This window comes from Devosia insulae DS-56 (assembly GCF_000970465.2).
In the GTDB taxonomy this organism is placed as follows: Bacteria; Pseudomonadota; Alphaproteobacteria; order Rhizobiales; family Devosiaceae; genus Devosia_A; species Devosia_A insulae.
The window spans coordinates 1-11,670 of sequence record NZ_LAJE02000217.1; the positions used below are offsets into that span (position 1 = coordinate 1).

Annotated in this window: 12 protein-coding genes; 7 read left to right on the plus strand and 5 right to left on the minus strand. The window is 66.3% G+C overall.

The window, feature by feature from the left end; all coding sequences use genetic code 11:
• Positions 1-115: 115 nt before the first annotated feature.
• Entirely contained in the window at positions 116-367 is a 252-nt protein-coding gene (locus tag VW23_RS15475; protein WP_069910447.1) for a hypothetical protein, read from the minus strand.
• 87 nt (positions 368-454) lie between these two features.
• Here VW23_RS15475 and VW23_RS15480 point away from each other — a divergent pair, with 87 nt between their 5' ends.
• The 3 genes from VW23_RS15480 to rlmN all read left to right on the plus strand — a co-directional run bounded on the left by VW23_RS15480 (position 455) and on the right by rlmN (position 3,228).
• On the plus strand, positions 455-1,426 hold the full coding sequence (locus tag VW23_RS15480) for a helix-turn-helix transcriptional regulator (RefSeq protein WP_069910448.1): 972 nt from the start codon (positions 455-457) through the stop codon (positions 1,424-1,426).
• A 38-nt stretch (positions 1,427-1,464) separates the two neighbouring features.
• A complete protein-coding gene (locus VW23_RS15485; RefSeq protein ID WP_069910449.1) occupies positions 1,465-2,031 on the plus strand; it encodes a TetR/AcrR family transcriptional regulator in 567 nt (188 codons plus the stop codon).
• 195 nt (positions 2,032-2,226) lie between these two features.
• Positions 2,227-3,228 (plus strand): 23S rRNA (adenine(2503)-C(2))-methyltransferase RlmN, encoded by a 1,002-nt coding sequence (gene rlmN / locus VW23_RS15490; protein WP_069910450.1) that lies wholly within the window; start codon positions 2,227-2,229, stop codon positions 3,226-3,228.
• A gap of 250 nt (positions 3,229-3,478) precedes the next feature.
• Here rlmN and VW23_RS15495 read toward each other — a convergent pair whose 3' ends face one another.
• Positions 3,479-4,381, minus strand: coding sequence for a hypothetical protein (locus VW23_RS15495; protein ID WP_069910451.1), 903 nt, complete (start codon positions 4,379-4,381; stop codon positions 3,479-3,481).
• A 111-nt stretch (positions 4,382-4,492) separates the two neighbouring features.
• Between VW23_RS15495 and uxaC the strand changes: the two genes are divergently transcribed.
• Both uxaC and VW23_RS15505 read left to right on the plus strand, forming a co-directional pair.
• Positions 4,493-5,899, plus strand: coding sequence for a glucuronate isomerase (gene uxaC, locus VW23_RS15500; RefSeq protein ID WP_069910457.1), 1,407 nt, complete (start codon positions 4,493-4,495; stop codon positions 5,897-5,899).
• 8 nt (positions 5,900-5,907) lie between these two features.
• Entirely contained in the window at positions 5,908-6,234 is a 327-nt protein-coding gene (locus VW23_RS15505) for a cupin domain-containing protein (RefSeq protein ID WP_084646187.1), read from the plus strand.
• Between the two features lie 367 nt (positions 6,235-6,601).
• On the opposite strand, the gene VW23_RS15510 is transcribed toward VW23_RS15505, so the two are convergent.
• Positions 6,602-7,033 (minus strand): hypothetical protein, encoded by a 432-nt coding sequence (locus VW23_RS15510; protein WP_244513605.1) that lies wholly within the window; start codon positions 7,031-7,033, stop codon positions 6,602-6,604.
• A 263-nt stretch (positions 7,034-7,296) separates the two neighbouring features.
• On the opposite strand from VW23_RS15510, the gene VW23_RS15515 reads away from it, so the two are divergent.
• The gene (locus tag VW23_RS15515; protein WP_069910453.1) at positions 7,297-7,506 is read left to right on the plus strand and encodes a hypothetical protein; all 210 of its coding nucleotides are present in this window, start codon (positions 7,297-7,299) and stop codon (positions 7,504-7,506) included.
• Positions 7,507-7,509: 3 nt separating this feature from the next.
• Here the strand turns inward: VW23_RS15515 and VW23_RS15520 are convergent, their stop codons facing one another.
• Both VW23_RS15520 and VW23_RS15525 read right to left on the minus strand, forming a co-directional pair.
• Positions 7,510-9,165 carry a vWA domain-containing protein gene (locus VW23_RS15520; RefSeq protein ID WP_069910454.1) on the minus strand — a complete coding sequence of 552 codons (1,656 nt, stop codon included), beginning with the start codon at positions 9,163-9,165 and terminating at the stop codon, positions 7,510-7,512.
• 59 nt (positions 9,166-9,224) lie between these two features.
• Positions 9,225-10,484 (minus strand): Hsp70 family protein, encoded by a 1,260-nt coding sequence (locus VW23_RS15525; protein ID WP_069910455.1) that lies wholly within the window; start codon positions 10,482-10,484, stop codon positions 9,225-9,227.
• A gap of 278 nt (positions 10,485-10,762) precedes the next feature.
• On the opposite strand from VW23_RS15525, the gene VW23_RS15530 reads away from it, so the two are divergent.
• The gene (locus VW23_RS15530; RefSeq protein WP_069910456.1) at positions 10,763-11,629 is read left to right on the plus strand and encodes a FecR domain-containing protein; all 867 of its coding nucleotides are present in this window, start codon (positions 10,763-10,765) and stop codon (positions 11,627-11,629) included.
• The last annotated feature ends 41 nt before the right edge of the window (positions 11,630-11,670 follow it).

An 11,670-nucleotide genomic window follows, 5' to 3' on the forward strand; every position in this document is an offset into this window, starting at 1 on the left:
CACGTCTTCGTCTCTCACCGACCGTGGTTTTGACGTCTCCCTCCCCCTTGCGGGGAGGGGACAGGGAGGGGGTATCTTTGGGACTCAATGCTGGCCCGGTGCTCGATACCACCCCTCACCGCGCATCCGGCGGCACGCCGATATCCCTGAGCAGATGCGGCGACAGCTGGTCGAGCGGCGTGCGCCGCGGTCGGCCCAGGGTGCGCTTCAGCATGGCGTTGGCGTAGCGTTTGAGCACCAGGGTGCGGAACCACGCGCCAAAACCGCGTGCCGGTAGGTCGGCGCGCAAGACGTTGATGCCGGCCACCGCCTGCCTCAGCTCTGCCGCATCGCGAGCCCGCTCGCTCTTCACCTGCTCGAAAGCCATTTCGCGTCTCCCTCAAATCTTCAGGAAACGACTCTATGCCGCTAAGACTGACACCCGCTGTCAGGGTTCGTGGTGTAGAGAAGATTTATGCGTGCCAGTCGCCTCCTCACCATTCTGATGATCCTCCAGACCCGGGGGCGGACCAGTGCCGAGTCGCTGGCCGAGGAACTCGAGGTCTCCGTCCGCACCGTCTATCGCGACATCGATCAGCTGAGCGCCGCGGGCGTGCCGGTCTATGCCGAGACCGGCCGCAATGGCGGTTTTGCGCTGCTCGATGGCTGGAAGACCCGGCTCAACGGCCTGACCGCGCCGGAAGCGCGGGCTCTGTTCTTTTCCGGGCTGCCCGGCCCGGCCGGGGAACTCGGCCTCGGCGAGGAAGCCGCACAGGCCGAGCTGAAGCTGCTCGCCGCGTTGCCGTCCGACTGGCAGGCCGAAGCGCGGCGAATGAGCTCGCGCTTCCATCTCGATCCGCGCGGCTGGTTTCAGCCCGGTCACAAACCGGAATTCCTGAAACTCGTCGCCGAGGCGGTGTGGAGCGAAACCCGCATCGCCATCCGCTATGAGAGCTGGAAGGACGTGAAGGACCGGGTGATCGAGCCGCTCGGCCTCGTCTTGAAGGGCGGCGTCTGGTACGTCGTGGCACAGCGCGACGGCAATAGCCGCACCTACCGGCTGTCGCAGATCCAGGCGCTCGGCCCCACCGGGCAGACCTTCACCCGGCCCAAGGATTTCGACCTGCCTACCTACTGGCAGGAAGCGACCAAGCAGTTCGAGCGCGACATCTATGTCGGCATCGCCCATGTGCGCGCCACTGCCGCCGGGTTGCGGAAGCTCAGGGACCTCAGCGACACGGTGCGACGCGCGGTTGAGGCCCTGGCGCCCACGCCCGATGCCGACGGGTTTTGCGAGCTCGACATCCCGATCGAGGAAGTCGGCTGGGCCAGCCACGAGTTCATCAAGATCGGCGACGACGTGGAGGTGCTGGGCCCGCCGGAGCTCAGGAGCCGCGTCGTCACCAATATCAGCAGGATGGCGCGAAGGTACGGGATAACCAGCTGAAGAGTGGCGCATAACCGCCGCGCCGGTTATCAATCCCCATGCCGCGCCCAAAACTTGTCTCCGACGACCAGGTGCTCGATGCCACCCATGCTGCCATGCTGCGGCTGGGGCCGGAGCGCTTTACCCTGTCGGATGTCGCCGAGGCAGTGGGGTTGAGCCGCGCCGCGCTGATCCAGCGGTTTTCCGACAAGCGCACGCTGCACCTCAAAACCCTGGAACGCTCGACCCAGGAGGTGCGCGACTACTTCGCCACCGCGCCGAGGGAGCGGGGGCTGATCCCGCTCTGGGCCATGCTGCGTGACCTGATCAGTGGCATGGGCTCGGGCGAGGGCTTTGCCGGCTACCTGCTGCTCGCCTGGGGCGACGTCAACGACCCGCAACTGAACGCCCTGGCGCGCGAACGCAACCAGCTGGTGCGGGCGGCGATCGTCGAGCGGCTGCCGCAAACGCCTGATCGGGCCGAGTCGGCGGCGCTGATCCAGATGGTGATCCAGGGCGCCTGCATGCTCTGGCTGGTCGAACCGCAGGGGACGCTTGCGGGGTACACCGAGGCTGAGACACGCAAGGTGATCGAGCGGCTCTATCCGGGCGCGCCGCTGGAGTAGGAGGCGTCGACTGATAGAGGCGGCCCCCTCCCGGCCTCCCCCATAAAGGGGGAGGTGAAGAGTCGAGGCTCTGTGTTCGATCGTGCCAAATGAACCGGCGGGGCACCTCCCCCTTGAAGGGGGAGGATGGGAGGGGGCCGTCTGCTTCAGTACGCCGTCTTGATTTATAACCTACATGTCAGTTATAAATAATGGATGCAGCCAAAGCCCTTCGCCCTCGACCTCAGTTCCGCCGCCTTCGATGCGCTCGAACCCGGCCCGCGCCTGAGCTATCGCGAGCTGTTCTCGCCGCACGAAGATCTCCCCAGGCCGCTACGCCGATGGGCCGCCGCGCACGGCATTGCGCCACGCGCCCTGACCCGTCGTGACCGGCAACTGGGCGGCACCTCCGAAAAGCACCTGTTCGGGCTGCGTGACGGCTATGCCGTCGAGTCCGTGCTGATCCGCCGGCGTGATGGTTTCACGGCCTGCATCTCGTCGCAGGTCGGCTGCGCTTTCGCCTGCCAGTTCTGCGCTTCGGGGCAGGCCGGGTTGAAGCGCAACCTCTCGCCCGGCGAGATCGTCGAGCAGGTGGTGCGGCTCGGGCCGAAGGTGAACCGCATCGTCTTCATGGGGATCGGCGAGCCCTTGAACAACTACGACAATGTGCTGGCAGCGATCCGCATCCTGCGGGATCGGCGCGGGCTCGATTGGGCTACCACCGGCATCACCCTCTCAACCATTGGCATCCCCAAGGGGCTGAAGGCGCTGCGCGAGGAGCATCTGGGCGTGAACCTCACCATCTCGCTGCACGCCACCACCGACGAGACCCGCGGTCGGCTGATCCCCGGGGCGAAGAAACACGCAATTGCCGACGTGGTCGGTAGCGCACTGAGCTGGGCCCGCCGGCACAACCGTATCGTCACCTTCGTCTATCTGCTGCTCCCCGGGATCAACGACAGCGACGCCGATCTCCACCGGCTGATCGGCATGTTCCGCAACGAGCCGGCGCGGCTCAACCTGATGCGCTGGAACGAAGTCGACGGGCTCGGCTTCGGCCGCATCTCCGATTTCAGGCTGATGCAGTTCCGTGGCCATCTCGAACGCGCCGGCATCCCGGTCGTGGTGCGCGATACCCAGGGCAACCGCATCGACGCCGCCTGCGGCCAGCTCTGGCTGCGCGACCTGCAGGGGCAAGCGGTGGCGCGGGCGGCTTAGTGCTCCCCCTTACCCGCTTATGCCTCTGGGCTGAAGCATACCGGCGGTGAAGAACGGACCTTCTCCCCTTGTGGGAGAAGGTGGCCGAAGGCCGGATGAGGGGTTCTCTCAGCGCACTCCAGTCGCTCGTCGCTTACACTCCGAGCGCGCTACACTTCGTTTCGCGGACCCCTCATCCGCCCTTCGGGCACCTTCTCCCACAAGGGGAGAAGGCAAACCGGTGAACGTTGCGGGTCAAAATGCGTGCGCCCTAGCCCCGCAGCGCCAGTAGCCGCTCGACGCCGCACCCGGAGATCACCATGCGCTCCTTGCCGTTGCCGGTAAGTTTGGCGCCCCAGTCGACGACGCCACCGTCGGCCAGCTGCATGTCGCCGGCGAAGATGTGGAAGCAGAACCCGGCATAATAGCCGCCTGCCGCCTCGCGGCCGACCTCCTCGAACAGCTCGGCGCCATTGGCCTCGGCGACGCCGCGCAGCGCTTCGAGCCGGGCGTCGACATTTGGCGCCGACGTCCGGGTGTAGCCGAGCCGCAGCGCCGTGCCCGGCGCCAGGAACTGCCCGAACGCTTCGAGCAGCAGCCCCACCTGCCGGCGCAGCGCTTCAGCCTCGAAGCCGTAGCCGCCGCGATCGCGGCCGCCGCTGACCAGGGCGAACAGCCGGAAATGCGCCAGCATTTTGCCGTCGCCATAGTTCTGCGGCCGCACCACCCGGTGGCTGGCCGCAAGGTGCACGTCGTCGCCACCGGCCTGGCGCAGCCGGGCCGCTTCCAGCGCCAGGACGTTGGTCGGGTCCGACACCACCTCGCCGCGCCGCGTCGTGCCGATCGACCAGTCCTGGTCCACCGTCGCCACCACCGAGCAGGCGCCGAGCGGCGTCACCGGCGACAGTTCCACCGGCTCGAACCGGCCTTCACATAGTGCGAGCGCCAGTTGCTCCCAGGCCAGCAGCGCCGCCCGATCCGGCCGGGCCACGCCGAAGAAGCGGCTGGTGGCAAAATCCTTGAGCAGCTCGGCCGGGCGGCGCTTGTCCGCACGGCGGCGCGTCACCTTGATCAGCAGCGACTGCAGGTCGGACGGGTTGAGTCGCTCGGCCAGAATCTCCACCAGCCCCTCGACGCCGCTCTCGCGCTCGATCCGTTCGATAATGCCGCTCATTGCCAATCCTCCTCGTCGACCCATTGCAGGGCTAATGAGAGGGATCAAGCCCTCGGCTTTGACATCGGGGCCAGCGCTAAGTAACCAAGTGGTTCGGAGGACCGTGTGACCATGACTTTGCTCGACGAAAACCGGCTGTTCGATGCCGAACCCAAGGCGCGTGGCCTGGCGCAGGCGCTCTATGCCGGGATCAAGGATCTGCCACTGGTCTCGCCGCATGGCCACACCGAGCCGCGCTGGTATGCCGAGAACGAGAAATTTCCCGATCCGGCGCAACTGCTGATCGTCCCCGATCACTACGTCTTCCGCATGCTGTTCTCGCAGGGCATCCGCCTCGAGGATCTGGGCGTCCCGACCGCCGACGGCTCGGCGGTAGAGACCGACGGCCGGACAATCTGGCGGCTGTTCGCCAAGAACTACTACCTGTTTCGCGGCACGCCGACCCGATCCTGGCTCGACCACACCTTCGCCACCCTGTTCGGCGTCACCGAGCGGCTGAGCGAGACGAATGCCGATGCCGTCTACGACCAGATCGCTGAGCGGCTTGGGCGCGATGACTATCGCCCGCGCGCCCTGTTCGAGCGCTTCAACCTCGAAGTGATCTCGACCACCGACGCGGCGCTCGATGATCTCAAATGGCACCGGATGATCAAGGGCAGCGGCTGGAAGGGCCGGGTGATCCCGGCCTATCGCCCCGATTCGGTGGTCGATCCGGATTTCGCCGGCTTCGCCGCCAATCTCGATAAGCTCGGTGAGATCACCGGCGAGGATACCGGCCACTGGAACGGCTATCTCGAGGCGCACCGCAAGCGCCGCGCCTATTTCAAACAGTTCGGCGCCACCTCGTCCGACCATGGCCACCCGACCGCCGAGACCGCCAACCTCCTCCCCAAGGAGGCCGGCCAGCTCTACGACAAGGTGCGCACCGGCAAGGCCGAGCCCCGCGAGCGCGCCCTGTTCCGGGCCCAGATGCTGACCGAGATGGCCCGCATGTCGATCGATGACGGGCTGGTGCTGCAGATCCACCCCGGCGCCTGGCGCAACCATTCGCCGGCCATGCTCAGCAAATTCGGCCGCGACAAGGGTTTCGATATCCCCTCGCGCACCGACTATGTCGGGGCGCTGAAGCCGCTGCTCGATGCGGTGGGCACCGACCCAAGACTGTCGATCATCCTCTTCACCCTCGATGAAAGCGTCTACGCGCGCGAGCTGGCGCCGCTGGCCGGGGTCTACCCGTCGCTGAAGCTCGGGCCACCCTGGTGGTTCCACGACAGCCCCGAGGGGATGCGCCGCTTCCGCGAGATGGCCACCGAAACCGCGGGCTTTTACAACACCGTCGGCTTTAACGACGACACCCGCGCCTTCCCCTCGATCCCGGCGCGCCACGATGTGGCCCGCCGCGTCGATTGCGCCTTCCTCGCCCGCCTCGTCACCGAGCATCGGCTCGATGAGGACGAAGCCCACGAAGTCGCCAAAGATCTCGCCTACAACCTGGTCAGGAAGGCCTACAAACTGTGAGTGACAGAATGTCCCCCCTCTTTGCGCAGCCCGGCGACGGCAAACAGACCGAGCTCAATGGCTCCTCCCGCCGCGTCATCCTCGACCTGCCCGAACTGATGCTGGTCGAATTCACCTTCGAAAAGGGCGGCATCGGCGCGCTGCATTCCCACCCGCACCTCCAGACCAGCTACGTCGCCGAAGGGGTGTTCGAGGTGACCATCGACGGCGTCACCGAAACAATCGCCAAGGGCGGCGCTTACATCGTGCCATCAGGGCTGGTGCACGGGGTCAAGGCGCTCGAAGCCGGCAAGCTGATCGACAGCTTTACGCCGCGTCGCGACGATTTTTTGTAGGGGGGCTTTCAGCCTGTCCTCGTGAAGTCGCATACGGGTCGTGCCCCACCCACTGGGTCATTCCCGCGAAAGCGGGAACCTCTGTTTTGGTGCCTGCCGCACGATCGCAAACGGAGGTCCCCGCTTTCGCGGGGATGACACCGAGTTTGGGGGATTTGCAGAGCCTTTGTTCGCATGCCCAGCGTCACCCCGTTGCGGGCTAAGTTGCGATCACGCCCCACCCACCGGCTGTCATCCCTGCGAAAGCAGGGACCCATCCATCCACCTGCGCGACGGCGAGTTGGGTCCCTGCTTTCGCAGGGATGACACCGAGTTTGGAGCGCTGCCGGATGGCAAGCGGTCAGATCAGAGAAGCCAGGCCGCCCGCTCACCAGGTCTCGATACCGGCGCGCGCCATGCTGAAGCCGTGGGCTTCGTCCTCGGTGGTGCAGGTGAGGCCGGTCTTCTTCGAATAGCAGAGGAAGCCCTCAATTTCGGCCCACTGGCCGTAGTGCAGCACCTGCTCGGCCCCGCAGCAGCTGGGGTCGCCAACCTCGTCGAGCTCTTCGGCGCTGTCGGCGCCGAGCACGACGCGGACATATTCCGGTTCGACCCGGTCGCACATGATCTCGGGACCGCCGTCTTCCGGCTGATAGACGTCAGTGCCGCCTTCCGGGGTGACGATGCAGCCGACATTGCCCGAGGGCATGACGAATTCGATCTGCCCGCTGTCGTTGGCGTCGAGCTCGACCTCGGCGGCCGCCGCCGGCATCGCCAATAGCGCCGTGAGCACGACCCCGAGCATGAATGACCTGAACATTGGAGTTCCTCCTCCGTGATGACGGGGAGGTTGCGCCGGCGCCGCTGAAGCCGCGATGAACCGTGCAGTCATCGCGGGTGCGGGGGGCGCCGAAGCCCGCAGCGCGACGATTTCCTCTGAATCGTGACGCTGCCGATCACGTTTCCCGTTCTCCCCGCAATTCACACCGCCCAGCAGTTGTGATCACGGCCGCGTTGAGCCAGTGGAACCCTGGGTGCAGCGTCGCATTAGCGCGCCAGTACAACTACGCAGGAGACTACGCATTGGACGATAGCTATCGCGGCTACACCATCCGCGTGACGCGTGCCGCCCAATGGCATGCCATTCTGCTTGAGCCCGGCACCGGCGCGGTGCTGCCCACCAAGGCCACAGCGCTGCTGCGCGAAGGGCGTGGCATCGCCATGGAGCGTGCCCGCAAGCTCGTCGATCTCTACGCTGCGGGCTTCGAGGAGCTGCGCGACCGCGCCGCCTGAGCTTTACTCGACCGTGATCTCCAGTCGCTCGCCGGCCACCACGCTGATGCTGGTTTGTTTCGGCGCTCCCTCGGCGGGCGATGCGACGACCAGGTAGTCGCCGGCCGTCAGCGTGGTCTGCAATGCCCCGCCAAAGCCGTAGGTGAAGGACTTGCGGTTGCCCTGGATGTCCGCCTTGGCGCCGAACACCTCGACCTTGTCGGTGCCCGGCGCGGTGATCGCCACGACGCCGGCGCCGAGCATGGCGCCGACCTCGGTCCGCTCACCCGCGACAATGCTGAACGGCGTTTCCAGCGTCGCACCGCCCACCGTCGACACCAGCACATAGTCGCCCGGCGGCAGCTCGAAATTGTGGTCCGGGCCGTAATTGTAGGCCACCGACTTGCGGTTGCCCTGGAGGTCCTTTTTGGCCTCGAAGATCTCCTCGAACAGGTTGCCGTCCTCGACCTTCATGCCCTCGACATAGAAGGCGTTGACCGCCGCGACGCCGACCCCGACGACGATGTCCTTGACCACCGTGGTATCGGACTGCACCGGCACCAGCTCGGACACCTTGCCGCTGCCGATGCTCACTTCAACCCTGGTATCGCCGGCCGGCACATAGAGCTTGGTCTCGCCGTAGCTGGTCGTGCTGGCGCCGCCGGGGAATTCGGTGAACACCGCGGCATTGGGGTCGGGTTCGGCGCCGGCGTTCGGTAGCGGCCGGATGATCAGCCGGCCGGCGTCGAGCACGAACAGTGGCTCGGCCACCGTCCCCGCCTCGATCGTCACCGGCTGTTCCAGCTTGGCGAAATCGAGCGTGGCGCGCACCACATAGGCGCCGGGTTCGAGATTGGTCTTCCAGTTGATGCCGTAATCGGTGGTGACGTACTCGCCGATGCTGCCGTCCGGATTGGCTTTGTAGACCTCCCAGACCAGTCCCGCGTCTTCGTCCAGCGACTCGCCGCCTTCGGCGAGGCTCGCATCGGGATCGAAATTGAACTCGGCCTTGGCGGGTTCGGGGGCGGGCGCCGGTTCGGGCTCCGCCGGCGCCGCAACCTCGGCCACCGTGTCCTTCAGCGCCTCGGTCAGTGTCTCTTCGTCGCCCGCCGCGATGTACTTGCCGCCGGTATTCTCGGCGAGGCAGGCGACTTGCTTGCCCTCTTCATCGGTGAGCCCGAAGCCGACCACATGGGTGGTGAAATCGACGCCCTGGCCCTCGAGCGTCGAGGCCAGCGCGCAAGGATCGGCCTCACAGGTCTCGAGCCCGTCGGTGATCAGGATCACCGTCGCCTTGTCCTCGGTGTATTTGAGGTCCTCGGCCGCCAGCTGCACTGCCGCCGAGATCGGCGTCTTGCCGGTCGGCGTAATCCCCGCAGCCGCCTCACTGATCGCCGCGCCGGTTCCGGCGGCCGGCGGTACCAAAAGTTCGATGTCGTCGCACGAGCCCTTCTCGCGGTGGCCGTAGCTCATGAAGCCGAGTTCGAGTTCCGCGGGTACGCCCTCCAGCACCGTGTTCAGCGTCTCGCGGGCGATCTCGATGCGGGCTTTGCCGTCGATCTGCGCCCACATCGAGCCGGAGCCATCGAGGATGATGATCGCCTTCTCGGCGGCCGCCACAGGCGCAGCGAACAATAACAGGGCGACCAGCCCCGACAGCAGCAAACGGATCGGCAGCATCGAAAATCCCCCTCGCGCGCGTATGCACTTGAGAAGGCGTAGCGGGAGGAAGCTGAAGGCTAGCTGAACCGCCGCATCGCATCGAGGGCGAGGCCGAGACCGACGCTGCCGAAGGCATCGGTTTCGACGGCCCTGGCCTCGGGAAACAGCGCCCTGAGCATATTGCCTACTGCCGGCACGCGGGTCGAACCGCCGGTGAGGATCAGCGTATCGATCCGGCTGCCGGGCACGCCCGCCGCCGCCAGCGTCCTGCCGATTGCCGCGGCGATCGATCCCGTCGCGCCTTCGAGCGCCGCGTGCAACTGCTCGACGGTGATCGGCGTCTCGAGCTTGACGTCGCGCGTCACGAAGCGGAACTCGGTCTGCGGCGCCTCGCTGAGCGCGATCTTGGCTTCTTCGACCCGGCCGGCCAGCCGGTGGCCCTGCCGGTCCTCGACCAGCGCGATCAGCATGCTGACGAGGTCGGGGAACTGCGCCTCCTGGTAGGTCGAGTGCAGCTCGAGCAGGGTCTTCTGGTTGTAGAGCCGATTGATCCGGTGCCAGGTGGCGAGGTCGTAATAGGGCGCCGAGGGCAGGGGGCGTTTGCCATCCGCCGTCTCGGTGCCATAGCCCATCAGCGGCATCACCTTCTTCAGCGACAGCAGCCGGTCGAAATCCGTACCGCCGACATGGACGCCGGCCGTGGCGAGAATATCCGCCTTGCGGTCGGCGCGCCGGGCCCGCTCCGGCGACAGCCGGATCACCGTGAAGTCCGAGGTGCCGCCACCGATATCGGCCACCAGCCCCAGCTCTTCGCCGCGCACCTGCTGCTCGTAGTCGAGCGCCGCGGCGATCGGCTCGAACTGGAACTCGATGTGCCTGAAACCCTGCGCCCGCACCGCGCCCTCGAGCTGGCGCTGCGCCTCGGCATCGGCCTTGTCGTCGTCATCGACGAAACGCACCGGGCGGCCGCAGACGATGTCTTCGATCTCATGGCCGAGCGAAGCCTCCGAGCGCCGCTTCAGTTCGGCAATGAAGCGCCCGAGGATCTCGGAGAACTTCAGCGCGTCGCGCTTCACCCTTGTGGTGTCGTTGAACAAAGACGTCCCGAGCACACTCTTGATCGAGCGCATCAGCCGCCCATCGGCGCCGGTGACATATTCGCTCACCGCCTGCCGGCCGAAAAACGTCCGGTCTTCCTCGAACGAAAAGAAGATCGCCGAGGGGATGGTCGGCTTGCCGTCCTCGAGCGGCAACAGCCGCGGCGGCATGTTGCCGCCGGCTGCCGCGAGGGTGGAGTTGGAAGTGCCGAAATCCATGCCGCACTGGGTCCGCGCCATTCTCGTCTCCAGAACTGTGCCGAAAGCTGCACCGGGTGAAACGGCGGCAGGGCGCGCGATATAGGCGGAATGGCGGAAGCTGTCGAGGGGCTGTGAGCTGCTCACCACCGCGTCCCGGCCCAATAGGTGCAATTTTCGCGATCGTCGCACCTACGCGTTTACGCTTAATCACAGTGTGAGCGCCGCGCGGATCACAACAGAGGTCTCGTTAAGGAATCGGCGACGGCCCGACCGGCCTATGGCTCCCGAGATGCGATTGGGTAGCCAGGAGGCCCCTCATGTTTAACAGGATGTTTACGTTGCTGCTGCTCGTCGTCGCGATGGGCTCCACCCTTGCCTCGGCGGCCTTTGCCGATGACTGGGTGGCGGTGAAACTGCGCGGCCAGGTGCTGCAACTGGTGGCGGGCGATTGGGCCAAGCTGCAGCGCGGCGATGTGGTGCCCGATGACCGCGTCATCCGCACCCTCGGCAACGGCCGGGTAGATCTGCAGCGCGATGCCGAGGTGATCAGCCTTGGCGGCAACACCCAGATCCAGATCAGGGACAAGACCGGCAAGCGCTTCACCACCGTGCAGCAGCATTTCGGCACGGTCGAGATCGAGGCCGAGGTGCGAAACGTTCAGCACTTCGCGGTTGAGACGCCGTTCCTCGCCGCCGTGGTCAAGGGCACCCACTTCATCGTCAAATCCGGCAAGAGCCAGTCTTCGGTGAAGGTGACCCGCGGCCAGGTCGAGGTCAGCGACCAGCAAAGCGGCGCGCATGTACTGGTGCCCGCCGGTCAGCAGGCCACCGTCTCGGCGGCAGGCGAGCTTGCCGTCACCGGCCGAGGCGCCAGCTCGACCCAGGTCGTCAGCGCCAATGGCCAGGTGATCTCAGGTCCCACCACCACCGGCGCCGCCGGCACAACGGTTGGAGTCGGCGTCGCCGGCACCAATGCCAGTGTCGGGGTCGGCACCGGCGGGGTGACGGTTGGTGTCACCACACCGGTTGGCGTCGGGGTCGGCGCCGAAGTCGGCGGCGGTGGCGCCTCCGTGGACGTGGATGTCGGCGGCACCAATGTCGGGGTCAATGTCGGCGGCGGCAACGGCGTCTCGGTCAATGTCGGCGGCGTCGGCGTGAGCCTGGGGCTGGGCGGGTTGCTTTAGCGTTCTCACGCACCGGCCGCTAGCTCCCCTCCCCCTTGAGG

Excerpts from the sequence above, each read along its gene's own strand:
- VW23_RS15485 (WP_069910449.1), top strand. The coding sequence starts at position 1,465 with ATGCCGCGCCCAAAACTTGTCTCCGACGACCAGGTGCTCGATGCCACC.
- VW23_RS15495 (WP_069910451.1), bottom strand. The coding sequence starts at position 4,381 with ATGAGCGGCATTATCGAACGGATCGAGCGCGAGAGCGGCGTCGAGGGG.
- VW23_RS15520 (WP_069910454.1), bottom strand. The coding sequence starts at position 9,165 with ATGCTGCCGATCCGTTTGCTGCTGTCGGGGCTGGTCGCCCTGTTATTG.
- VW23_RS15505 (WP_084646187.1), top strand. The coding sequence starts at position 5,908 with ATGTCCCCCCTCTTTGCGCAGCCCGGCGACGGCAAACAGACCGAGCTC.
- rlmN (WP_069910450.1), top strand. The coding sequence starts at position 2,227 with ATGCAGCCAAAGCCCTTCGCCCTCGACCTCAGTTCCGCCGCCTTCGAT.
- VW23_RS15480 (WP_069910448.1), top strand. The coding sequence starts at position 455 with ATGCGTGCCAGTCGCCTCCTCACCATTCTGATGATCCTCCAGACCCGG.
- VW23_RS15530 (WP_069910456.1), top strand. The coding sequence starts at position 10,763 with ATGTTTAACAGGATGTTTACGTTGCTGCTGCTCGTCGTCGCGATGGGC.
- VW23_RS15510 (WP_244513605.1), bottom strand. The coding sequence starts at position 7,033 with ATGTTCAGGTCATTCATGCTCGGGGTCGTGCTCACGGCGCTATTGGCG.
- VW23_RS15525 (WP_069910455.1), bottom strand. The coding sequence starts at position 10,484 with ATGGCGCGGACCCAGTGCGGCATGGATTTCGGCACTTCCAACTCCACC.
- VW23_RS15475 (WP_069910447.1), bottom strand. The coding sequence starts at position 367 with ATGGCTTTCGAGCAGGTGAAGAGCGAGCGGGCTCGCGATGCGGCAGAG.
- uxaC (WP_069910457.1), top strand. The coding sequence starts at position 4,493 with ATGACTTTGCTCGACGAAAACCGGCTGTTCGATGCCGAACCCAAGGCG.